This is a genomic window from Pseudomonas sp. TZ252, from assembly GCF_056110345.1.
Map to the genome: position 1 here is coordinate 5,606,234 of NZ_CM148566.1, position 22,843 is coordinate 5,629,076.

Annotated in this window: 22 protein-coding genes; 13 read left to right on the forward strand and 9 right to left on the reverse strand. The window is 68.9% G+C overall.

Annotated elements, in window-relative coordinates; genetic code table 11:
- Positions 1-199: 199 nt before the first annotated feature.
- Positions 200-508: a hypothetical protein gene (locus ACYAF3_RS25895; protein ID WP_017149012.1), complete on the forward strand. Its 309-nt coding sequence runs from the start codon at positions 200-202 to the stop codon at positions 506-508.
- Between the two features lie 32 nt (positions 509-540).
- Here the strand turns inward: ACYAF3_RS25895 and ACYAF3_RS25900 are convergent, their stop codons facing one another.
- From ACYAF3_RS25900 to ACYAF3_RS25940, 9 genes are all read right to left on the reverse strand, one after another.
- Positions 541-762: a hypothetical protein gene (locus tag ACYAF3_RS25900; RefSeq protein WP_003113664.1), complete on the reverse strand. Its 222-nt coding sequence runs from the start codon at positions 760-762 to the stop codon at positions 541-543.
- Positions 763-817: 55 nt separating this feature from the next.
- Positions 818-1,168, reverse strand: coding sequence for a YgaP family membrane protein (locus ACYAF3_RS25905; RefSeq protein ID WP_003088973.1), 351 nt, complete (start codon positions 1,166-1,168; stop codon positions 818-820).
- A 26-nt stretch (positions 1,169-1,194) separates the two neighbouring features.
- A complete protein-coding gene (locus ACYAF3_RS25910; protein WP_003088971.1) occupies positions 1,195-2,271 on the reverse strand; it encodes a M42 family metallopeptidase in 1,077 nt (358 codons plus the stop codon).
- Positions 2,272-2,274: 3 nt separating this feature from the next.
- On the reverse strand, positions 2,275-2,745 hold the full coding sequence (locus ACYAF3_RS25915) for a hemerythrin domain-containing protein (protein WP_003113663.1): 471 nt from the start codon (positions 2,743-2,745) through the stop codon (positions 2,275-2,277).
- 74 nt (positions 2,746-2,819) lie between these two features.
- The gene (locus tag ACYAF3_RS25920; protein ID WP_003113662.1) at positions 2,820-3,029 is read right to left on the reverse strand and encodes a PLD nuclease N-terminal domain-containing protein; all 210 of its coding nucleotides are present in this window, start codon (positions 3,027-3,029) and stop codon (positions 2,820-2,822) included.
- 26 nt (positions 3,030-3,055) lie between these two features.
- Positions 3,056-3,508: a PA2169 family four-helix-bundle protein gene (locus ACYAF3_RS25925; protein ID WP_003113661.1), complete on the reverse strand. Its 453-nt coding sequence runs from the start codon at positions 3,506-3,508 to the stop codon at positions 3,056-3,058.
- A gap of 125 nt (positions 3,509-3,633) precedes the next feature.
- Positions 3,634-4,410, reverse strand: a complete 777-nt coding sequence (locus ACYAF3_RS25930; protein ID WP_003113660.1) for an alpha/beta hydrolase family protein — start codon at positions 4,408-4,410, stop codon at positions 3,634-3,636.
- Positions 4,407-5,504, reverse strand: coding sequence for a DUF3182 family protein (locus ACYAF3_RS25935; RefSeq protein ID WP_023082922.1), 1,098 nt, complete (start codon positions 5,502-5,504; stop codon positions 4,407-4,409). The genes ACYAF3_RS25930 and ACYAF3_RS25935 overlap by 4 nt, the downstream gene beginning before the upstream one ends.
- Before the next feature lie 328 nt (positions 5,505-5,832).
- The gene (locus ACYAF3_RS25940) at positions 5,833-6,198 is read right to left on the reverse strand and encodes a DUF3509 domain-containing protein (protein ID WP_003113659.1); all 366 of its coding nucleotides are present in this window, start codon (positions 6,196-6,198) and stop codon (positions 5,833-5,835) included.
- A gap of 367 nt (positions 6,199-6,565) precedes the next feature.
- Here ACYAF3_RS25940 and glgA point away from each other — a divergent pair, with 367 nt between their 5' ends.
- From glgA to ACYAF3_RS26000, 12 genes are all read left to right on the forward strand, one after another.
- Entirely contained in the window at positions 6,566-8,107 is a 1,542-nt protein-coding gene (gene glgA, locus ACYAF3_RS25945) for a glycogen synthase GlgA (RefSeq protein ID WP_003115521.1), read from the forward strand.
- Positions 8,107-9,858 carry a malto-oligosyltrehalose trehalohydrolase gene (gene treZ / locus ACYAF3_RS25950; protein ID WP_121377921.1) on the forward strand — a complete coding sequence of 584 codons (1,752 nt, stop codon included), beginning with the start codon at positions 8,107-8,109 and terminating at the stop codon, positions 9,856-9,858. Before glgA ends, treZ begins: the two co-directional genes overlap by 1 nt.
- A complete protein-coding gene (gene malQ, locus ACYAF3_RS25955) occupies positions 9,851-11,905 on the forward strand; it encodes a 4-alpha-glucanotransferase (RefSeq protein WP_121377922.1) in 2,055 nt (684 codons plus the stop codon). The genes treZ and malQ overlap by 8 nt, the downstream gene beginning before the upstream one ends.
- The gene (locus tag ACYAF3_RS25960) at positions 11,898-14,678 is read left to right on the forward strand and encodes a malto-oligosyltrehalose synthase (protein ID WP_003144285.1); all 2,781 of its coding nucleotides are present in this window, start codon (positions 11,898-11,900) and stop codon (positions 14,676-14,678) included. Before malQ ends, ACYAF3_RS25960 begins: the two co-directional genes overlap by 8 nt.
- Positions 14,675-14,980 (forward strand): DUF2934 domain-containing protein, encoded by a 306-nt coding sequence (locus ACYAF3_RS25965; RefSeq protein WP_105579248.1) that lies wholly within the window; start codon positions 14,675-14,677, stop codon positions 14,978-14,980. Before ACYAF3_RS25960 ends, ACYAF3_RS25965 begins: the two co-directional genes overlap by 4 nt.
- 12 nt (positions 14,981-14,992) lie before the next feature.
- Complete coding sequence (gene glgX, locus ACYAF3_RS25970; RefSeq protein ID WP_003113651.1) at positions 14,993-17,143, forward strand: glycogen debranching protein GlgX; 2,151 nt, start codon at positions 14,993-14,995, stop codon at positions 17,141-17,143.
- Between the two features lie 99 nt (positions 17,144-17,242).
- Positions 17,243-17,659, forward strand: a complete 417-nt coding sequence (locus ACYAF3_RS25975) for a CBS domain-containing protein (protein ID WP_003088942.1) — start codon at positions 17,243-17,245, stop codon at positions 17,657-17,659.
- A gap of 66 nt (positions 17,660-17,725) precedes the next feature.
- Positions 17,726-18,973, forward strand: a complete 1,248-nt coding sequence (locus tag ACYAF3_RS25980) for a zinc-dependent alcohol dehydrogenase (RefSeq protein WP_003088939.1) — start codon at positions 17,726-17,728, stop codon at positions 18,971-18,973.
- A gap of 3 nt (positions 18,974-18,976) precedes the next feature.
- Positions 18,977-19,915 carry a DUF72 domain-containing protein gene (locus ACYAF3_RS25985; protein ID WP_003158700.1) on the forward strand — a complete coding sequence of 313 codons (939 nt, stop codon included), beginning with the start codon at positions 18,977-18,979 and terminating at the stop codon, positions 19,913-19,915.
- Complete coding sequence (locus ACYAF3_RS25990; RefSeq protein WP_003113649.1) at positions 19,912-20,649, forward strand: endonuclease/exonuclease/phosphatase family protein; 738 nt, start codon at positions 19,912-19,914, stop codon at positions 20,647-20,649. Before ACYAF3_RS25985 ends, ACYAF3_RS25990 begins: the two co-directional genes overlap by 4 nt.
- Positions 20,646-21,851 (forward strand): cardiolipin synthase ClsB, encoded by a 1,206-nt coding sequence (gene clsB / locus ACYAF3_RS25995; RefSeq protein WP_012614202.1) that lies wholly within the window; start codon positions 20,646-20,648, stop codon positions 21,849-21,851. The genes ACYAF3_RS25990 and clsB overlap by 4 nt, the downstream gene beginning before the upstream one ends.
- Positions 21,848-22,843 (forward strand): lysylphosphatidylglycerol synthase domain-containing protein, encoded by a 996-nt coding sequence (locus tag ACYAF3_RS26000; RefSeq protein ID WP_003113647.1) that lies wholly within the window; start codon positions 21,848-21,850, stop codon positions 22,841-22,843. Before clsB ends, ACYAF3_RS26000 begins: the two co-directional genes overlap by 4 nt.

Here is a 22,843-nt window from a genome sequence, read left to right on the forward strand (position 1 = left end):
CCGTCATGATCGCACTCCGACATGAGCGTTCTGCACGACTTCTTGCATTCTGCATCCCGCACCTCATGCGGGATACAGCTTATCCCGCAGATTCTGGATGTGGCCGGTATTTCATCGGCGCGGCGCCTATAGTTATCCCTACCGTTGTACGTATCGACGGTTTCTCTCTGATTCAGGCTAATCCCGCTCCAGGGACGGAGTGGATTTTTTTCTTGCGCTTCGCGAACTGGGGAGACCTGACCAGATGAACCTTTCCTACCTGTACCTGAAGAAGATCCTCGAGGAGGAACTGCGCGACCACGACTGCCAGTGCCAACTGAACCCCGACTTCACGGTGACCATCAGTTGCCGCGTCGACGGCCCCCACGGCGCGCTCTACATCGTGCCCAACAGCGACTTCCTGAAGAGCAGCAGCTTCAGCGATCTCAGCGCCTTCATCCTCAACCTGCGCGAGGAAATCAGGCGCTTCGGCGAGTTCGAGGCGGAACTCCAGACCGGCACCGGCTGAGCCCCTCCCCCCTTCTTTTTCCCCTCCCGCCGTCAGGGCTGCTGGTAGTGTCCCGGCGTGGTGCCCGGTTCATGGGTACGCTCCACCTTGCTGACCTGGATATCGCTGATCGCCTCGGCGTCGTGCGGTCGATGCAGTGCCTCCAAGTGGCGGCGGGCCTCCTCGCGGCTGAGGGTATCCGCCTCGCTGTGCAATTCGCAGGTCATCGGCTGGTCGTCGAGGATGTAGCTGATCAGGAACAGATGGCTGGCCATCGTCTCGCCCTCCTCTCTTCGATGGGCCCTGCGCCAGGCGCAGGGCCCATGGCTATCACGGCAGGTTCGGCGGCAGTTCGGCGTCCAGCGCAGCGTCCTGCCGCGAGTCGTCGCGCTGGCGCTCCTGCAGGCGCTGCAGGCGGCGGGTCAGGTGCTGCACCTCCTCGCGCAGCAACTGCAACTCTTCCCGCGGTTCATTGAGCAGGCCCTTGACATGGCAATGCCCACTCAACCCGCGGCTGACCAGCAGGCCGCCGGCGACCGCCTTGCAGGCGCCTGGCAAGCCACCGCGGGCCAGGCCGAAGCCGGCCAGGACCAGTCCGGCGCCGATGGAAGCGAGTCGCTCGCCGCGCTGCAGGTTGTGCGGCAGGCCATTGGCCGTCGAAGTGGGCAGGTATTCGTTCATGGAATTCTCCTTGCGTCGGTTATCGGTCAGGCTTCGTCGTCCGGCGGTTGCACGAGGAACTCGACCAGCGTCCGCCGGCAAGCCTCGATGCCCTCTTCCAGGACGATCTCGAAACCGTGGGTGTTCTCGGTCGGAATGCCGATGCAGCCGACCTGCGCGGCCTCGCCGTGGCTCAGCAGCGCGCTGGCGTCCGAGGCGAAGTCCACCAGCAGCGCCGCCTGCGGCTGGTACTGGCAGCGTTCGGCGGCGCGCAACAGGCGGTCGGTGACATGGCGGCTGTAATAACCCTTGGAGTCGCCGCTGTTGACGATCGGGTCGCGGCACAGCCGGGTGCCGTATTCGGCTACCGTTGGGCCGACTTCCACCGCGATGCTGATGTCGCCCGGCAGTCGGCGCGCGGCGAACAGCGCGCCGGCGTTACTCTCCTCCTCCATGGTGGTGAGCACCAGGTAGAGGTCGCCGTGCAACTCATCGCGGCGCCGGGCGATCTCGCGAGCCACGCCGAGCACTGCGAGCAGCGGTGCGCGGTCGTCGAGGAAGTGCGCGGCGACGCAATCCTGGAAGTACAACGGGCGCCGCCACAGACGGTTGAGCACCACGCGGGTACCCGGTCGCACGCCCAGGTTCGCCAGCTCCTCGGCGCTGCGCCGGGTGACCACGTGTACGTCGCGCCAGTGCACCGCGCCCGAGAGCACGTCGGAGCCCTGCGGCGACTCGCCGGTAGCATGCATGCTGCCGTAGGACAGCACGCCGTCGAGTACCGCCTCGCCGGCCAGGATCTGTACCGGACAGACGCCGAAGCTCACCGGCTGGGCGCCGCCGAGCGCCACTACGCGCAGGGTACCGTCGGCCTCGACGCGCTTGACGATCATGGCGATCTCGTCGAGGTGCGCGAGCAGCCGCACCGCGGCCCGCCGCGCCTGCTCGCGCGGCAGGTGCGGCGGGCTGATGCGCGCGACCAGGTTGCCGGCGGCATCGCTGCCGACCTCGTCGCAACAGCCCTCGAGTTCCCGCTGGCAGATGGCCCTGACCTCGTCTTCCTGGCCACCGGGGCCACGTGCCAGCAGGAGTTCCTCGAGCAAGGCGCGGTCTTCTTCGCGCATGCCTCAGGCCGCCCGTTTTTCCAGGCGCGCTTTCAGCTCTTTCTTGTGCTGCTGCATGGCCTGGCCGAGTTGCTTGAGGGCGGCGGCGTCGAGCAATTGCCGGGCGCGTGGGAATAGTTCGCCCTCTTCCTCCTCGATGTGGTGTTCGAGGAGTTCCTTGAGCACCTTGACCCGGCCGGCGAACTGCACGGTATCCGGGCGGGTGCGCTTGAGGTCGGGAAGGACCAGGGAATCCACCGTGCGGTGTTCCTCCTTGGCCTCGTAGTACATTTTCAGCTCTTCCTTGCCGCCGCTTTCCCTGATCGCCGGATAGAAGATGTCTTCCTCGATGGCGGTGTGCAGCACCAGTTCCAGCTCCAGCCTGCCCAGCAGCTCGCTGCGCTTCTTCAGCGCCCGTTCGGTGGTCTCGCTGAGTTCGTTGAGCAGTTTCTTCACGGTCTCGTGGTCATGGACCAGCAATTCGATGGCGTTCATGGTCGCTCCTCATCGGTTTGTTATCCGAGTGCTCCGGCACTCTCTCTGGCTGAGCGCGCGTTCCTCCGCCGAGTTCAGTCGCGAGGACGGGCGGTCGCCGCACGCGGGCCGGCGACCGCCCAGATCAGCACGCCGAGCACCGGCAGCACCGCGATCAGCAACGACCACAGGGCTTTCGAATTCACGCTGCGATCGCTGCGGAACACGCTGACGAAGGCCCACAGGTCGTAGAAACCCACCAGCGTGGCCAGGCCGATGAGCAGGAAAGCCAGGGACTGGCTCATGGCGCGCTCCTCCTCGCGGGGTCGGCTCAGGCGCGGGCGTCGCGCAGGGCTCGGACCCGGTCGTGGTGACGGAGTACGCCCTGGTATTGGCGCTCGATCACCTGGTGGATCTCCGCCGGCAGCGATTTTTCCAGCGCCGCCTGGTAGCGGTGCTTGGCGACATCCTCGCCGCGCTCGCATTCGTTGAGCACCGCCTCTTCGTCCTTGCCGGTGACCAGTGACTTCAGGTCGACCCAGCGCCGATGCAGGTCACCGGCGAAACTGGTGCTGTCCTTGGGTTTGCCACCCAGTTCCAGGACGATCCGCTCCAGCTCGTCGGCGGCCGCGGCGCAGTCGCGGCTCTGCTCCAGCATCGCCGCCTTCAACTGCGGGTCGCGCAGGTCCTCGGCGCAGGCGTGGAAACCGGCCTCGCCATCCTTGCTGGTTTGCAGCAGGTCGTTGAGTACGTCGAGGGTGTCGTCGAGGTTGGTCTGGTTCATTTCGCTCTCCTTGGCCCGGAGCTGTCCGGGATTTCTCGCGTCTGTCGGCGCCGGCGCCTGCCGGCACGGAACGTGGGCAGCAACCAGCGCCCACGGAAGGTGGGAGGCTCGCCGTCGCGGAGCGTTCAGAAAGCCGGATGGATGGTGGCGTAGGCCGGGGTGATGCTGAGACGTTCGCCGACCACCATCTCGGTGATCCAGTCCACCAGGATCGAGGTATAGGCGTCCTGCGCCGCCTCGCTGCTGAGCGCATGGTCGGCGTGGTCGATGATCCGGTGGGTCAGCGAATGGGTCTGCTGGAAGGCGGCGCGGAAACTCATGATGGTCGAGTGCGGCACATAGCTGTCGAACTCCGACTCCACCAGCAGCACATCGCCGCGGAATCCCGCGCAGGCCTGCAGGGCTCGGTTGCTGGCGGCCGGGATCAGGCTGCTGCGGTATTCGCTGAGATCCTCGCGGTCGAGCAGCAGCTTGGGCGTCAGCCAATCCTCGTCGCGGTAGATCGCCGGCACCCGCAAGGCCAGCCAGCGCACCGCGCGCAACTGGCTGAGGATCGCCGCCAGGTAGCCGCCATAGCTGGTGCCGACCACCGCGATCGCCTCGCTGTCGATGGCCGGGTGGGCCACCAGCCGGTCGTAGGCGGCGAGCAGGTCCTGCAGGTTGTCCTCGCGCGTCACCAGCGCCTGGCGCCCGCTTTCCGCGCCGTGGCCGCGCAGGTCGAAGGTCAGGCACACGCAGCCGAGCCCGGCGATGCCCTGGGCGCGCTTCAGGTCGCGCTGCTGGCTGCCGCCCCAGCCGTGCACGAAGAGCACGCCGGGAACCTTCGCCCGGGGGCTGAGGAAGGTGCCTTCGATCCGGTCGTCGCCGACCCCGATGCGGATGCGTTCGCTGTTCGCCGTCATGCCTCCCCCGTCATCGCATACTTGAGCAGGAAGTCGCCGTGTTCGTCGGGACCGCGGTAGATCACCCGGCTGTTGTCCGGCAGGCGCTTGTCTTCGTGGATCTCGAACGACGCGGCGCGCACCGCGGGCAGCCCCGGATCGGCGCGGAAGGCTTCCAGCGCGGCGATCTCGGCGCTGCTCGCGCCGCCGACCCGCCAGGACTGCTCGAGCACGCCGAAGCGCTCCCGACCGTTGCCATCCCGGCCCTGGGCAATGTCGTAGTTGCGCCGCGAGGCGAAGCAGCCGGGGAAGAAGATCGCCGCGGCGGTGTCGAAGATCCGCGCGTACTCGATGGCCAGGCTCACCTCGCGGGCCAGGTCCAGGGCCAGCAGCTCGGCGTAGCCACCGCGCGCCACCAGCAGGTCGGAGCCGGCATAGACCAGTTCGCCGCGCGCGTTGCGGGTCTGGTGCTGGTGACCGTGGTAGCTCAGCAGGAAACCGTTGACCCGGAGCTGGCCGACGCTGTGGGTGACGATGCTCTCCAGGTTGACTTCCAGTACCAGGCCCTGCGCCAACTGGCGCTCCTCCAGCCCGCCGAGCCAGCCGTCCAGTTCGTCGAGGTCGTGCGCCACGTACTGGCCGAGGCCGCCACAGGCCTCCGCCAGCTTGGCCCGCACCGGTCCTTCGGCGAGCATGCGAGCGCCGGCGCGGTGTGCGTCGGCCAGGCTGAAGACGCTGACGCCGTTGAGCACGACGTCGCGGACCTTCTCCGCGAACAGCGGGTTCCAGCCTTCCGGCGCCACGCCGCCGCGCGGCAGCGGATGGACGATGGCCTTACCGGCGATGAACGCGTGCTCGACGAAACCGCCGAGCAGATCTTCGTCACTGTTCACGCCCAGGCGCACGGCGGTCTCCCTGCCGACCAGGGTGCGGGTCGGGACCAGGTAGAGGGGGCCTCGCTGGTGCAATTCGGGTTCGTAGCGGCCGCCGAACTCCAGCTTCTGGACTTCCGCCAGCCAGCGCGCCAGGGCCAGGTTGCCCTGCACTTCGTGTTCGGCGGCCGCGGGATCGACACTATGGGCCACCACCAGTCTCTGCCGAGGGTCTGCGCTCATGTTCCGCTCCTCCTGGATGGAAACCGGGCATTCAGGGCTCCGGTATGGGCGAGAGGGGCTCTTCGTTGGGCTGTTCCATCGGAATCTCTTCCGGGAATTCCTGGGGGACGTGGCTTTCGTGGTCAGGAACCGGATATTCGTCCGGATCCCTCGAGGGGTTGCGTGGAGTGGTCGCTGTCGCGCCCGATGATGCAGAAGTGGGAAAACGCATGTCCGCCTCCATCGTAGGGATGACTTCTAGATGGAGGGGGCGAAGACGGATTTGGTTCGGACCATGCGTCGGAAGGCCGGGTCGGCGACTGACCGACCCGGAGCTGAAACAGCCTGCTCAGCGAGCCAGGCTCATGGTACGCAGCTTGCCGCCGGCGACCAGGACCTTGCGATGAGTGAGATGCTGGTTGTCGCTGTCGCGGAACGTGAGCAGGTCGATGCGCTTGCGGAAATAGTCGCTGTCGCGCGTCTGCAACGGCCCCTGGTCGATGATCAGGTCCCGGCGGATGCGTTCCAGCACCTGGTTCAGCAACAGCGGGCTGCTCTGCTCCTGGCCGGAGATCGCCCGGCTCATCAGGCGCTTGCCCTGGTTATTACGCAAGGTCACCAGCAACGCGCCGTCAGGGCGAGGTTCGCAACTGACGCGCACATCCTTGAAATGCTCTTCCAGGTACTCAACCACGTTTTCATCGGTATCTAGCATTGCTGGCCTCCTGTCTCATCAGATTCTTTGACGCCGGTAATCAGGCGCATCCCTTTCGAGCAGAAGGCGTACCAATTCTTCTTGAAAATTAATTTCTTATAAATCAATAGGTTGAAAAACAAAGCGGCGAATTGATATTTGCAATTTGCAAGAAAGCCCCTGCCGAGCCTTGCATTCGGCAACCCGTTGCGCCCGTCGTCTCGCCTGCAACCCCCTGGCGCGGCTTCTCGCAAGCCGAGCCGCCGGTAAAAAAAACTAAACTTCCGGCGCTCCCCTCCGGTCACCCCTAGCAAGGACTTCGCCCATGCCACGGCGCGACGGAGTCCGACCGACCAACGCCAAGGACAACGTACGACCGGAGGATGACATGGGACATTCTGTTGCAGGCGTTTGCCTGGAAGAACCCGCGGTACTGACCGCTTTTCCGTCGCTGCTGCACCCGCAGGACCCGCCGCAACAGAGGGATCGGATACTCTTCGTTACCGCCGAGCTCAGCGATTTCGTCAAGGTCGGCGGACTCGGCGACTTTTCCGCCGCGCTGCCGAGGGTCCTCAAGCGCGAGCATTCGGTGCGAGTCCTGCTGCCCGGCTATCGCCAGGTGCTGGAGCGCTGCCGCGACTTGCGGATCATCGGCAGCCTGCCCGGCCGGGCGGCGATCCCGCCCTGCGAGATCGGCCTGGTGACCCTCGACGACGGCCTGGAAGTCATGCTGGTGCTCTGCCCGCTGCTCTACGAGCGCGAGGGTACGCCGTACATGGACGACCAGGGCAACGACTGGCCGGACAACCACCTGCGCTTCGCCCGCCTGTGCCTGGCCGCCGCCGAGATCGCCGGTGGACGCGGCGCCCAGGGCTGGCAACCGGGCCTGGTGCACGCCAACGACTGGCCGTCGGCGCTGACGCCGGCCTACATGGCCTGGAACGGCGTGCGCACGCCGAGCCTGTTTACCATCCACAACCTCGCCTACCAGGGCCTCTGCGACCTGCAATGCAGCGCCGAACTGGGCCTCCCCGACGAAGCGCTGAGCCACGAAAGCATGGAGTTCCACGGGCGCCTGTCGTTCCTCAAGGCCGGCATCGCCCATGCCCACCACATCACCACGGTGAGCGAGACCTACGCCCAGGAAATCACTACCCCGGAATACGGCTGCGGCCTGCACGGCATCCTCAAGTACAAGGTCGAGAAGCGTCAGCTCAGCGGCATCGTCAACGGTATCGACGATAGCTGGCAACCGCACTGCGATCCGCACCTGGTGGCCTGCTTCAGCGCCCGCCAATGGGCCGGCAAGCGCGCCAACACGCGCTACGTGGAGGAGCGTTTCGGCCTGGAGCCGGGCAAGGGGCCGCTGTTCGCGGTGGTCTCGCGCCTGGTGCAGCAGAAAGGCATCGACCTGACCCTGGAGATCAGCGATGCCCTGCTCCAGGCCGGCGGCCGTCTGGTCAGCATCGGCCGTGGCGAGCCGAACCTGGAGAAGGCCATGCTCGAACTCGCCCGGCGTCATCCCGGCCAGGTCGGCGTGCACATCGGTTTCGACGAGACCGAGGCCCGCCGTATCTACGCCGGCAGCGACTTCCTGCTCATGCCCTCGCGTTATGAGCCCTGCGGGCTCAGTCAGCTCTATGCGCAATGCTTCGGCTCGCTGCCGATCGCGCGCTGCACCGGCGGCCTCGCCGATACCATCGTCGACGGGGTCACCGGCTTCCTGTTCCGTGAGGAAACCGCGCAGAGCTACCTCGATGCGGTGATGCGCGCGATCAACGTCTACCACTGTCCCTCGCTGCTCAACGCCATGCGCTGCAAGGCGATGGCCGCGCCGATGTTCTGGAGCGACTCGGTGGAGCCTTACAACCGCCTGTACCGGCGCCTGTTGAGGAATACCGCTCCGGCCCTGCGCGGGGTACGCCAGTGATGGCGATCCGGCGCCGCTTCGGCGCCCAGTTCCAAGGCAACGGCCGGACCTGCTTCGGCCTCTGGGCTCCGGACGCCCGTGAGGTCCGGGTCGAGACCGCCGACGGCCGCGACTGGCCGCTGGAAGGCAGCGACAGCGGCTGGTTCGAGGCGACCCTGCCCTGTCCGCCCGGCACCCGCTACCGTTACCGCATCGATGGTCGCCCCGGGGTGCCGGACCCGGCCTCGCAGTTCCAGCCCGACGGCGTGCATGGCCACAGCCAGGTGCTGGACCATGGCGCCTACGCCTGGCGCGTCGACGAGTGGCGCGGGCGGCCCTGGCACGAAGCGGTGATCTACGAGCTGCACGTCGGCCTGTTCGGCTCCTACGCCGAGGTCGAGCGCTTCCTTCCGCGCCTGGTGGAACTGGGCGTGACCGCCGTGGAGCTGATGCCGCTGGGCGAGTTTCCCGGTCGCCGCAACTGGGGCTACGACGGCGTGCTGCCGTTCGCCCCGGCGTCGGCCTACGGCACGCCCGAGCAACTCAAGCATCTGATCGACAGCGCTCACGGCATGGGCCTGATGGTCTTCGTCGACGTGATCTACAACCACTTCGGCCCGGACGGCAACTACCTCGCGCAGTACGCCGCCGCGTTCTTCCGCGACGACCGGCAGACGCCCTGGGGCCAGGCCATCGATTTCCGTCGCGGCGAAGTCCGCGAGTTCTTCTATGAGAACGCCCTGATGTGGCTGCTCGACTATCGCGTCGACGGCCTGCGCTTGGATGCCGTGCACGCGATTCCCGATAGCGCGTTCCTCGTCGAGATGGCCCGCCGCCTGCGCGGCGCCGCCGGCCCCGAGCGCCATGTGCACCTGGTCCTGGAGAACGACGACAACCGCGCCAGCCTGCTGCGCCAGGGCTACGACGCACAGTGGAACGACGATGGCCACCATGCGCTGCACGTCCTGCTCACCGGCGAGAACGACGGCTACTACCAGGACTACCCCGAGCCGCTGCGCTGCCTGGCGCGCTGCCTGGCCGAAGGCTTCGTCTACCAGGGCGAAGCCAACCGCCACGGCCGGCCGCGCGGCGAACCGAGTGCCGACCTGGCGCCGGACGCCTTCGTGCTGTTTCTGCAAAACCACGACCAGGTCGGCAACCGCGCCTTCGGCGAGCGTCTCAGCGTCCTCGCCGAACCCCAGGCGTTGCGCCTGGCGATAGCGCTGCAACTGCTCGCGCCGATGATTCCGCTGCTGTTCATGGGCGAGGAATGCGCCGCGCGCGAACCGTTCCTGTATTTCACCGATCACCAGGGCGAACTGGCGGACGCGGTCCGCGAGGGACGACGCAAGGAGTTCGGCGAGTTCGGCCGCTTCGGCGAGGGCGCCACCCTGGCTTCGCTCCCCGACCCAAACGCGGTGGAGACCTTCGAGCGCTCGCGTCCCGGCCTGGCCGATTGCGACCCGGCCTGGCGCGGCTTCTACCGGCAACTGCTGGAAATCCGTCATGAACACCTGATCCCGCGCCTGCGCGGCGCCCGTTCGCTGGGGGTTACCACCATCGCCGGCGCCGCGCTGTCGGCGCGCTGGCGACTCGGTGACGGCAGTGACTGGCGAATCGACTTCAACCCTTCTCCGCTCGAAGCGGAAGTCGAGCCGCCGGCGGCCTCCACCCGGGTGCTGTTCCTCGACAACCTCGCCTGTGCCGAGTATCGCCGCGGCCGCCTAAGTCCCCGCAGCATCGCGGTCAGCCTGGAGCCCGCCCATGAGTGACGCACGCCTGGCCGAACTGGCCGCCGCCGTGGGCCTGCAACTCGACTGGCAGGACGCCAACGGACGGCCGCAGCGGGTCGACCCGGAGGTCCAGCGCGGCCTGCTGGAAGCACTCGGCTATCCGGCGCAGAGTCCGCAACAGATCGAACAGAGCCTGGCCGCGCTGGCCCGGCTGCGCGAGGACAGCGCCAACCTCGGACTGCTGGTCGGCGAATGCGGCCAGCCGCTGGAGCAAGCGCTCGGCCCCGCCGGCACCCCGGGCGAGCTGGTCTACGAGGACGGCACGCGGATCGCCCTGCGCCTGGATGCCGAAGGCCGCCTGCCGGCGCAGGCCCGCAGTGGCTATGCGCAGCTGTCGCTGGAGCAGCGGGAATGGGCGGTGGCGATGGCGCCGCCGAGCTGTCCGTCCCTGGCCAGCCTCGCCCCGGGTCGCTCGCGTCGCTGGGGTCTGGCCGCCCAGGTCTATGCCCTGCGCCGCCCCGGCGACGGCGGCCTGGGCGACAGCGCCGCCCTCGAGGACCTGCTGCGCAGCGCCGCGCGGCATGGCGCCGACGCGCTGGCGATCAGCCCGCTGCACGCCCTGGCCGAGGCCAACGGACATGCCTACAGCCCCTACTCGCCGTCCAGCCGGCTGTTCTTCAATGTCCTGCACGCCGCGCCGGCGACCATTCTCGGCGCGGCGGCGGTGGAACAGGCGATCCGTCGCGCCGGCCTGGCCGCGGAGATGGCCCGCCTGGAGAGCCTGGAGCTGATCGACTGGACAGCGGCGGCGGACCTGCGCATGCGCCTGCTGCGCCAACTCCACCGCGACTTCACCGAGCGCGCCAGTCCCTTGCGCCACGACCTCGCCGAATTCCGCCGCGAAGCCGGCGAGGCCCTGCTGCACCACTGCCGCTTCGAGACCCTGCAGGCGCACCTGGGCGCCGGCCCCGACTGGAGACGCTGGCCGGAGCCGCTGCGCCGCCCCGGCGAGCCGGCGGTGGCCGCGTTCTGCGCCGATCACGCCGAGGAAGTGGACTTCCGTGCCTTCGGCCAGTGGCTGACCCAACGTTGCCTGCAACATGCCCAGCGCCAGGCGCGCGAGGCCGGGATGGCCATCGGTCTGGTCGCCGACCTGGCGGTGGGCGCCGATGGCGGCGGCAGCCAGGCCTGGTCGCGGCAGGAAGAGCTGCTCGCCGAAGTGAATGTCGGCGCGCCGCCGGACATCCTCAACCAGTCCGGACAGGACTGGGGCGTTTCCGCGTTCAATCCCGAAGGCCTGCGCCGCCACGGCTACCGGGCATTCCGCGAGATGCTGCTGGCCAACCTGGCCTGGCCCGGAGGGCTACGCATCGACCATGTGATGGGCCTGCAACGTCTCTGGCTGATCCCGCGCGGCCAGCCGCCCCACGCCGGCGCCTACCTGCGCTACCCGCAACGCGAGCTGCTGCGCCTGCTGGCGCTGGAGGCCAGTCGCGCCTCGGCGCTGGTCATCGGCGAGGACCTCGGCACCGTGCCCGAAGGCCTGCGCGAGGAACTGGCACGCCGCCAAGTGCTGGGTACCCGCGTGCTGCTCTTCGAGCGGCGCGGCGAACGCTTCGTGCCCCCGGCGCAATGGCCGGCGGACGCCATGGCCACCACCAGCACCCACGACCTGCCGAGCCTGTCCGGCTGGTGGCGGGGCCAGGACATCCACTGGCGCGGCCGCGCCGGACACCGCAGCGCCGAGGAATGCGCGGCCGACCTGGAACTGCGCGCCGAGGAGCGCCGGGCCCTGGCCGCCAGCCTCGAACCGCCGGTCGATCCCGACCCCGCCGCCGAAGTACCGCTGGACGCCTGCATCGGCTATGTCGGGGCAACCCCTGCGCCGTTGGTGCTACTGCCCCTGGAGGACGCCCTGGGCAGCCTGGAGCAGCCGAACCTGCCCGGCCCCGGCGACGCCCACCCGAACTGGCGGCGGCGCTGGCCGGAAAACGCCGCGCAGATGCTCGGAACGCCGCAGGTCGACCGGCGCCTGCGCCTGCTCGAACGCAGCCGCCGGGATGCCGAGGAGGCCGCCCATGATTGAGCCCCGCGCTACCCTGCGCCTGCAATTCCACGCCGGCTTCACCCTCGACGATGCCCTGCCCTGGCTGGACTATTTCGCCGACCTGGGCATCAGCCATCTCTACGCCTCGCCGCTGTTCCGCGCGCGGCCCGGCTCCAGCCACGGCTACGACGTGGTCGACCCGACCCGGATCAATCCGGAACTGGGCGGCGAGCCGGCGCTGCTGCGCCTGATCCAGGGGCTGCGGCAACGCGGCATGGGCCTGCTCATGGACATAGTGCCGAACCACATGGGCATCGGCGGCGGCGCCAATCCCTGGTGGCAGGACGTGCTCGAATGGGGGCGCGAGAGTCCCTACGCGAGTTTCTTCGACATTCAGTGGGAATCCCACGACGCCGCTTTGCGCGGCCAGGTGCTGCTGCCGTTCCTGCGCAGCGACTACGGCGAGGTCCTGGCTGCCGGGGAGATCGGCCTGAGCCTGGACCGCGAGGCCGGCCGCCTGCTGGCGAGCCACGGCGAGCAGCGCTTCCCCCTCTGGCCGGGCAGTTACCCGGAGCTGCTGGAAGACAGCGGCGAGCCGCGCCTGTCAGCCCTGGCCGGCGGTTTCCGCGAGTGCCGGCAGGACCGCGAGGCCTTGCGCGAGATGCAGCGTCAACTGGCGGCTGCGCTCGCCGAGAGCGCTCCGCGCGCAGCCCTCCAGCGCACGCTGGGCGAACTCCAGGAACGCCACGAGGAGGCTCGCCAACGCCTGCACCGCCTGCTCGAGGCGCAGCACTACCGCCTGGCCAGTTGGCGCACCGCGGCGGACGACATCAACTGGCGCCGTTTCTTCGACATCAGCGAACTGGTCGGCCTGCGGGTCGAGCGCGGCGAGGTGTTCGAGGCCGTGCACGGCAAGGTCTTCCAGTTGCTCGAGGACGGTCTGCTCGATGGCCTGCGCATCGATCACGTCGACGGCCTGGCCGATCCGCGCGGCTATTGCCGACGCCTGCGCCGCCGCAGCGAGCGGATCCGCGCCCGTCGCGGCGGCGCGCCGATGCTGCTGTACGTTGAGAAGATCCTCGGTGGCGAGGAGCGCCTGCCCGAGGATTGGCTGTGCGACGGCACCACCGGCTACGACTTCATGAACCAGGTCAGCCTGTTGCAGCACGATCCGCGCGGCGAACGACCGTTGCGCGAACTCTGGCAGCGGGTCAGCGGACGCCCGGAGGCGTTTCTCGACGAGGTCTACCAGGCTCGCCAACTGGTCCTGGCGGGAAGCCTCGCCGGTGACCTGGAGAACCTCGCCCAGGGTCTTTTGCGGGTGGCGCGGGCCGACCTGGCCAGCCGCGACCTGACCCTGGGCGGTATCCGCCGCGCGCTGTTCCAGTTGCTCGCGCGCTTTCCGGTCTACCGTACCTACGCCGGGGCCTGCGGTCGCTCGGTGCAGGATCGCGAGGTGTTCCGCTATGCCGCAGAGGCGGCCCGCGAGGATCTCGACGAAGCCGACCGGGCGGTCCTCGACCATCTCGAACGCTGGCTCGGCGGGCAGCCGCTGCGCGAGCTGCCGCCCGGTCCGCTGCGGCGCCTGCGCGGCGAGTTGCTGGCGCGCTTCCAGCAGTTGAGTTCGCCGACCGCAGCCAAGGCCGTGGAGGATACCGCCTGCTATCGCTCGGCGGCCCTGCTCTCGCGCAACGACGTCGGCTTCGACCCGCAGCGCTTCGCCGCTTCCGCCGAGGAATTCCATGCCGCCTGCGAAGCCAGGCGCCTGGCCAGCCCGCGCGCCCTGCTGGCCACCGCCAGCCATGACCACAAGCGCGGCGAGGACGCCCGCGCCCGTCTTGCGGCGCTCAGTGAACTGGCGCCCTGGTTCGCGCGTAACGTCGAGCACTGGCAAAGCCTGGCCACGCCGTTGCGCCGCGACCTCGCCGAGGGGCCGGCGCCGAGTCCCGGCGACGAGCTGATCCTGTTCCAGGCCCTGCTCGGCAGTTGGCCGCTCGACGCGCCTTGCGACGGCGCCGCCCTGGACCAAGCGTTCCTCGCGCGGATGCGCGAATGGCAATGCAAGGCCTTGCGCGAAGCCAAGCTGCGCACGCGCTGGACCGCGCCCGACGAAGACTACGAGCGCGCCTGCGCCGACTATCTGGAACAGCTCCTGCGCGCGCCGCTGGCCCAGGCCCTGCGCCAGTCGCTGGGCAACGCGGCGGCGCGACTGATGCCGGCCGGGGCCCTGAATGGCCTCGCCCAATGCCTGCTGCGCCTGACCTGCCCGGGTATCCCCGATCTCTACCAGGGGCGCGAGGACTGGGACTTCAGCCTGGTCGACCCGGACAACCGGAGGCCGGTGGACTTCGCCCGGCACGCCGCCGCCCTGGCCGCGCCGACGCCCTTCCCGGAACTGCTGGAGCACTGGCGCGACGGTCGCATCAAGCAGACCCTGATCGCCCGCGTGCTGGGGCTGCGGCGGATGCAGCCGGGCCTGTTCCGCGACGGCGACTACCTGCCCCTGGAGGTCAGCGGCGAGCATGCCGAGCGGGTCCTGGCCTTCGCCCGGCGCAGTCGTCACGGTTGCCTGCTGGTGGTGGTCCCGCGCCTGGCCTGCGCCCTGCTCGGCCACGCCACGCAGCCGCAGGTGCCGGCCGAGGCCTGGGGCGACACCTGCCTGCTGCTGCCGCCGAGTCTCTCCGAATGCACCTACAGCGGCCTGTTTTCCACCATGCCGCTGCCCAGCGACGGGCACCTGAGCCTGTCCGAAGTGCTCGCCGACTTTCCCGTCAACCTGCTTTACCGCCTCGCCCAGGAGGACACCCCATGAGCGCCGACGAAAAACGCATACGAGAGTTCGCCTACCAGATCTGGGAATCCGAGGGCTGCCCCGACGGCCAGGCCGAACGCCACTGGGCCATGGCCCGGCAACTGGCCGAAGCGGAAGCCGCCGCGGCGGCACCGAAGAAGACCCGCGGTCGGGCCAAGGCCGCCAAGGAAACCCCGGCCCTGCTGCAAGCGCCGGCCGCCAAGCCGCGCAAGCTGAGGGCCGCGTCCCCGGCGCGGCCCGCCAGCGAAAAACCGGCGGCGGCCAAGCCGCGCAGCCGCCGCAAGCCCGAAGCGGGCGAATGAGGAGTCCAGTGCATGAGCAGAAAGCGTAGCCCCGCTCCTTCGCGGATCAGCGAAGGGCACCCCTTCCCCCTTGGCGCCACCTGGGACGGCCTCGGCGTCAATTTCGCGCTGTTCTCGGCCCACGCGACCAAGGTCGAGCTGTGCCTGTTCGACGCGCGCGGGGAAAAGGAGATCGAGCGCATCGAATTGCCCGAGTACACCGACGAGATCTGGCACGGCTACCTGCCCGACGCCCACCCGGGGCAGATCTACGGCTACCGGGTGCACGGTCCCTACGAGCCGGATGCCGGCCACCGCTTCAATCCCAACAAATTGCTCCTCGATCCCTACGCCAAGCAGTTGGTCGGCCGCCTGCGCTGGTCCGAGGCGCTGTTCGGCTACACCATCGGCTCGGCCGACGCCGACCTCAGCTTCGACGAGCGCGACAGCGCGCCCTTCGTGCCCAAGTCGAAGGTCATCGATCCGGCCTTCACCTGGGCCGAGCGTCCGCCGGTACGCGTCCCCTGGGACCGCACGGTGATCTACGAAGCCCACCTGCGCGGCCTCAGCATGCGCCATCCGCAGGTCCCGGAGGCGGTTCGCGGGACCTTCGCCGGACTGATGAACGCCGACCTGCTGGCGCACATCCGCCGGCTCGGGGTGACCAGCGTCGAGCTGCTGCCGATCCACGGTTTCGTCGACGACAAGCACCTGCTGGAAAACGGTATGAGCAATTACTGGGGCTACAACAGCATCGCCTTCTTCGCCCCGCACCCGGCCTACCTCGCCAGCGGCCAGGTCAACGAGTTCAAGGAGATGGTCGCGCACCTCCACGACGCCGGACTGGAGCTGATCCTCGACGTGGTCTACAACCACACCGCGGAAGGCAACGAGCTGGGTCCGACCCTGTGCATGCGCGGCATCGACAACGCCTCGTACTACCGCCTGATGCCCGACCAGCGCCGCTACTACATCAACGATTCCGGCACCGGCAACACCCTCGACCTCAGCCACCCCTGCGTGTTGCAGATGGTCACCGACTCGCTGCGCTACTGGGCCACGGAGATGCGCGTGGACGGCTTCCGCTTCGACCTGGCGACCATCCTCGGCCGCCATCCGGACGGTTTCGACGAGCGCCACGGCTTCCTCGTCGCCTGCCGCCAGGACCCGGTGCTGAGCAAGTGCAAGCTGATCGCCGAACCCTGGGATTGCGGCCCCGGCGGCTACCAGGTAGGCGGCTTCCCGCCCGGCTGGGCGGAATGGAACGACCGTTTCCGCGATTGCGTGCGCGCCTACTGGCGCGGCGACGACGGCATGCTGCCGGAACTGGCGCGGCGCCTAACCGCCTCCGGCGATCTCTACGACCAGCGTGGACGGCGGCCCTACGCGTCGGTGAACTTCGTCACCGCCCACGACGGTTTCACCCTGCGCGACGTGGTTTCCTACGATCACAAGCACAACGAGGCCAACGGCGAGAACAACGCCGACGGCAGCGACCACAACCTGTCCTGGAACCACGGCTGCGAGGGCCCCACCGACGACCCGGAGATCCGCGCCCTGCGCCTGCGCCAGATGCGCAACCTGCTGTCCACCCTGCTGCTGTCCCAGGGCACCCCGATGCTGGTCGCCGGCGACGAGTTCAGCCGCACCCAGCAGGGCAACAACAATGTCTATTGCCAGGACAACGAACTGGGCTGGATCGACTGGCGGCTGGACGACGAGGGCCGTTCGCTGCTGGCCTTCACCCAGCGCCTGCTGGCCCTGCGCCAACGCTATCCGATCCTGCGCAGGGGGCGCTTCCTGGTCGGCGAGTACAACGAGGCGCTGGGTGTCAAGGACGTCACCTGGCTGGCGCCCGGCGGCGAGGAGATGACCGAGGAACACTGGCACGACGAGCACGCCCGCTGTCTCGGCGTGCTCCTCGATGGCCGCGCGCAACCCACCGGGATCCTGCGCAGCGGTGAGGATGCCACCCTGCTGCTGATCCTCAATGCCTACCACGACGCGGTGTCCTTCCGTCTTCCCGAGGTGGCCGAGGGCAGCGGCTGGACCTGCCTGCTGGATACCCAACGGCCGGAGGACCCGCTCGGCGAACGCTACCCGTTCGCCAGCGAGTTCCTGGTCGGCGGCCGCAGTTTCCTGCTGTTCGAGCTACAACCGCCGGGCGCCGGAGCGGAAGGATGAACGGCGGGGAAAAAAGCTGAACCGCCCCCGGCACCTCCAGTCGGAACCTGTAGGTGCCGCACGCGGCGCCCGCACATCCACCCTACACAGGAGGACAGCATGAAGATCAGCGACATCATGACCCGCAACGTCCAGGTCGCCGACCCGCAGCAGAGCATCCGCGAGGCGGCCGCCACCATGGCGAGGATCGACAGCGGCGCCCTGCTGGTCGGCGAAGGCGACCGCCTGGTCGGGATGATCACCGATCGCGACATCGCCATCCGCGCGGTGGCCGGCGGCCTGTCCGGGGATACCCCGCTGGGCCGCATCATGAGCGGCGACATCCACTATTGCTTCGAAGACGAAGACGTCCAGCACGTGGCCCGCAACATGGCCGACATCCAGATGCGCCGCCTGCCGGTGCTCAACCGCGAGAAGCGGCTGGTCGGCGTGGTTTCCCTGGGCAACATCGCCAGCTGCCGCGACCAGGCCTCCAGCGCCACCGTCCTGCAGGGCGTCGCCCAGGCCCACTACTGAGCCTTTCTTCCACCCGGCCCGCCTTTGCCGTACCGGCCGAGGCCGGGCCCCAACCGGGAGAACGCCATGAAAGCCGTGGTATTCCATGACATCGGCGACATCCGCCTGGAAGACGTGGCGGAGCCGCGCCTGCAGGAGCCCACCGACGCCATCGTGCGGCTGACCGCCTCGGCGATCTGCGGCACCGACCTGCACTTCGTCCGTGGCAGCGTCGGCGGCATGCGTCCGGGAACCATCCTCGGCCATGAGGGCGTGGGCATCGTCGAGGCGCTCGGCGACGAAGTGCGCAATCTGCAGGTCGGCGACCGGGTGGTGATTCCCTCGACCATCGCCTGCGGCAATTGCGTGTATTGCCGAGCCGGCTACTACGCCCAGTGCGACGTCGCCAACCCCGGCGGCAGCCAGGCCGGCACCGCGTTCTTCGGCGGCCCCCGGGCCAACGGCGGCTTCCATGGGCTGCAAGCCGAGAAAGCACGGATTCCCTATGCCAACATCGGCCTGATCCGCCTGCCCAGCAGCATCAGCGACGACCAGGCGATACTCCTGTCGGACATCTTCCCCACCGGTTACTTCGGCGCCGAACTGGCCGGTATCGCCCCCGGCAACACCGTCGCCGTGTTCGGCTGCGGTCCGGTGGGCCAGTTCGCCATCGCCAGCGCGTTGCTCCTCGGCGCCGCCAGGGTGTTCGCCATCGACCGCCACCCGGACCGCCTGCACATGGCCCGCCAGCAAGGCGCCGAAGTGATCGACTTCGAGCGCGAGGATCCGGTCCAGGCCCTGCGCTGGCTGACCGCCGGGATCGGCGTGGACCGCGCCATCGACGCCGTCGGCGTGGACGCCGAGCACAGCCATGGCACCGCCACCCCGGCGCCGCGCCAGGAGGGCACCAGCTGGAGTCCCGGCAACGCCCCCGCACAGGCCCTGGAGTGGGCGGTGCAGGGCCTGGCCAAGGCCGGCACCCTGTCGATCATCGGCGTCTACGCCGAAGACTCGCGGCAGTTTCCCATCGGCCTGGCGATGAACCGCAACCTGACCATCCGCATGGGCAACTGCCACCACCGCAAGTACATTCCGCTGCTGCTCGAACATGTGCTCAGCGGACGCATCGACCCGGCGAAGATCCTCACCCAGGTGAAGCCGATCGGCGACGCCATCGAGGCCTTCGAAGCCTTCGACCGCCGCGAGACCGGCTGGATCAAGGTCGAACTGGTGCCGCAGAAGCGCCAGGTCGAGGGCAGCGAGGAACGCCTCGACGAACGCGCGGTGGACGAACTGGCGCGCCGGCCGACGCCGGAAAGCGGCGCCCGGGGGTGATGCATGAGCGCACCGGCACGCCTGCGCATCGGCATTTCCGGCTGGCGCTATGCCCCCTGGAGAGGTGACTTCTATCCCGAGGGGCTGCGCCAGAAGGACGAACTGCGCTTCGCCTCGCGGGCGGTGAACAGCATCGAGATCAACGGCACCTTCTACGCCCTGCAGACGCCCGAGCGCTTCCGCGGCTGGGCCGAGGACACCCCCGAGGACTTCGTTTTCAGCGTCAAGGCCCCGCGTTACATCACCCACGTGCGGCGCCTGCGCGAGATCGACGAGCCGCTGGCGAACTTCTTCGCCTCCGGCCCCCTCGCCCTGCGCCAGCACCTCGGCCCGTTCCTCTGGCAGTTCCCGCCGAGCATGCGCTTCGACCGCGAGCTGTTCGCCGATTTCCTCGCCCGCCTGCCGCGCGACGGCGCCGCCGCGCAGAAGCTCGCCCGGCACAGCGCCGCGCGCCTGCACCGCGAGGGCTACCTCGACGGCGATCCGGCGCAGCGCCTGCGGCATGCCGTGGAAATCCGCCATGAGAGCTTCGTCGACCCGACGTTCATCGAGCTGCTGCGCGAATACCGGGTTGCCCTGGTGGTGGCCGATACCGCCGGCAAGTGGCCGCTGCTCGGCGACGTCTGCGCCGACTTCCTCTACCTGCGCCTGCATGGCGACAAGGAACTGTACCGCAGCGGCTACTCGGAAGCGGCCCTGGGCCAGTGGCAGGCACGGATCCGCGCCTGGGCCGGCGGCGGCCAGACCGACGACCTGCGCCGGGCCAGCCAGGACGCCCCGGCGACGGCGACGGCGCGCGACCTGTACTGCTACTTCGACAACGACGTCAAGGTGCGCGCACCCTACGACGCCCGGCGCCTCCTGCAGCTGCTGGAACTCGACGGCGGCCTGCGCACGGTGCCCGGACAGTTGCCCGATGACCTGCGGGAGAGTGCCGCATGATCCTGCCACGCCTGCAGGTGCTGACGGTGAACACCCACAAGGGTTTCAACCCGTTCAATCGGCGCTTCATCCTGCCGGAGTTGCGCGAAGCGGTGCGCAGCGTCGGTGCCGACCTGGTGTTCCTCCAGGAGGTCCTCGGCTCCCATAGCCTGCACGCCGCGCGCCTGCCATCCTGGCCGCCGGCGCCGCAATACGAGTATCTGGCCGACAGCATGTGGCCGCAGTTCGCCTACGGGCGCAACGCGGTGTATCCCGAAGGCCACCATGGCAATGCCGTGCTCTCCAAGCATCCGATCCTCGCCCACCGCAACCTCGACGTCTCGGTGGCGGGCAACGAGGAACGCGGCCTGTTGCATGCGGTGATCGACATCGGCCGTCCGCTGCACGCGGTCTGCGTGCACCTGGGATTGCGCGAGGCGCAGCGCCAGCGCCAGTTGCAACTGCTCTGCGAGCTGGTGGCGGGCCTGCCGGAGCGCGAGCCGGTGGTGGTCGCCGGCGACTTCAACGACTGGCGCCAGCGCGCCGACCGCCTGCTCGCCGGTTGCGGCCTGCGCGAAGTCTTCGTCGGCGCCCAGGGCCGGCCGGCGCGCAGCTTCCCGGCGCGCTGGCCGGTGCTGCCGCTGGACCGCATCTACCTGCGCAATGCCCGCGGGCGCCAGCCGCGCATCCTCTCGCGGCGGCCCTGGTCGCACCTGTCCGACCACCTGCCGCTGGCGGTGGAGGTGGAGCCATGAACTTCCCCTGGCGCGACGGCAACCGCGTAGAACTGCTGATCAACGGCGAAGAGTACTTTCCGCGCCTGTTCCAGTGCATCGCCGAGGCGCGCCGGGAGATCCTCCTGGAAACCTTCATCATCTTCGAGGACGAGGTCGGCCGGCAGTTGCAGGAAGCCCTCAGCGCCGCCGCCGAGCGCGGTGTCGAGGTGCAGGTCACGGTGGACGGCTACGGCACCGCCTCGCTCAGCCCGGACTACCTGGCCAGGCTGACCGCCTCCGGGGTTCGCGTGCACCTGTTCGACCCGCGCCCGCGCCTGCTCGGCATGCGCACCAACCTGTTTCGCCGGTTGCACCGCAAGCTGGTGGTGATCGATCGCCGGCAGGCCTTCGTCGGCGGCATCAATTACGGCGAGGACCACCTGGTACGTCGCGGCAACATGGCCAAGCAGGACTACGCGGTGCGCGTCGAGGGCCCGGTGGTGCGCGATATCCGCCAGGCCTGCCTGGCGCTGCTCGAACCGGACGCCGACTACCCGCCGTTGCGGCCGTCGGGCGCCGGGCAGCCGGCGCGGGTGCGCCTGGTGATCCGCGACAACGACCAGTCCAGCGACGACATCGAGCGCGAGTACCTGCAGGCGATCCGCCAGGCGCGGCGACGCCTGCTGATCGCCAACGCCTATTTCTTCCCCGGCTACCGCCTGCTTCGCGAGCTGCGCGATGCGGCGCGCCGCGGCGTGCGCGTCGACCTGGTACTACAGGGCATGCCGGACATGCCGCTGGTGCGCCTGTGCAGCCGGCTGCTCTACGACTACCTGCTGCGCGAGGGCGTGCGTATCCACGAATACTGCCAGCGTCCGCTGCACGGCAAGGTCGCGGTGATCGACGACGACTGGTCGACCATCGGTTCGAGCAATCTCGATCCCCTCAGCCTGTCGCTGAACCTGGAGGCCAACCTGGTGATCCACGACGTCGCCTTCAACGGCCAGCTCTACCAGCACCTGCGCGAGCTGGCGCGCCGCCACTGCCGGCGCATCAGCCGCCGCCACGCGAGGCGCGGCTACTGGTGGCGAGCGCCGCTGATTTTCCTCGGCTTCCACTTTTCCAGGCACTTTCCGGCTATCGCCGGTTGGGTACCCGCCCATCTGCCACGCCTGAAATCGCTGGAGCCGCGTCCGTCGCGGCGCTGGCAGGAACGCCAGGGCCAGCGGGGCAACCCATGAACGGCAGCGGTCACGAAGCCACCTCGACGCCGCCGCGCCGCTCTCACTGGCGCTGGCTGCGCAGGCTGCTGACCCTGGCGTTCTTCGTGCTGGTCCCGGTGCTGCTGTTCCTGCTGGTGAAGAATCTCGACTGGCAGGAAGTCCGCCACGCCCTCGGCGAGTATCGCCCCGCGACCCTGTTCCTCGGGCTGCTGCTGGCGGCCGCCGGCTATACGGTGTTCAGCAGCTTCGACCTGCTCAGCCGCTACTACATCGGCCACTCGCTGCCCAAGCGGCGGGTCTTCACCGTGGCGTTCGTGTGCAATGCGTTCAACCTCAACCTGAGTTCCTGGGTCGGCGCCGTGGCGCTGCGCTATCGCCTGTACAGTCGGCTCGGCCTGGACATCGCCGATATCACCCGGATCCTCACCTTCAGCCTGGTGACCAACTGGTTCGGCTACCTGCTGCTCGCCGGCATCCTGTTCAGCTGCGGCCTGCCGGCCTTGCCGCCGGGCTGGAAGCTCGGCAGCGACGGCCTGCGCCTGATCGGCGCACTGCTCCTGGCGCTGGCCGCCGGCTACCTGCTGGCCTGCCGTTTCGCCCGACGCCGCGCCTGGGGCTGGCGCGAGCATCGGCTGACCCTGCCGTCCTGGCGGCTGGCGGCCCTGCAAGGCCTGCTCGGAGCGAGCAACTGGTCGCTGATGGCGCTCCTGCTGTACAGCCTGCTGCCGCACAGCGTGGATTACCCGAGCGTCCTGGCGATCCTCCTGATCAGCAGCATCGCCGGGGTCATCACCCATATCCCGGCCGGGCTCGGGGTGCTCGAAGCGGTGTTCATCGCCCTGCTCCAGGGGCGCCTGTCCCAGGGCGTGCTGCTGGCCGCGTTGATCGGCTACCGGGTGCTGTATTTCCTCCTACCCCTGGCGCTGGCCTGCGTGGTCTACCTGCTGTTGGAGCGCCGGGCGATCCGCCTGCGCCGCAAACAGCGCCGCCTGCGCCAGGGCCAGGCGTGA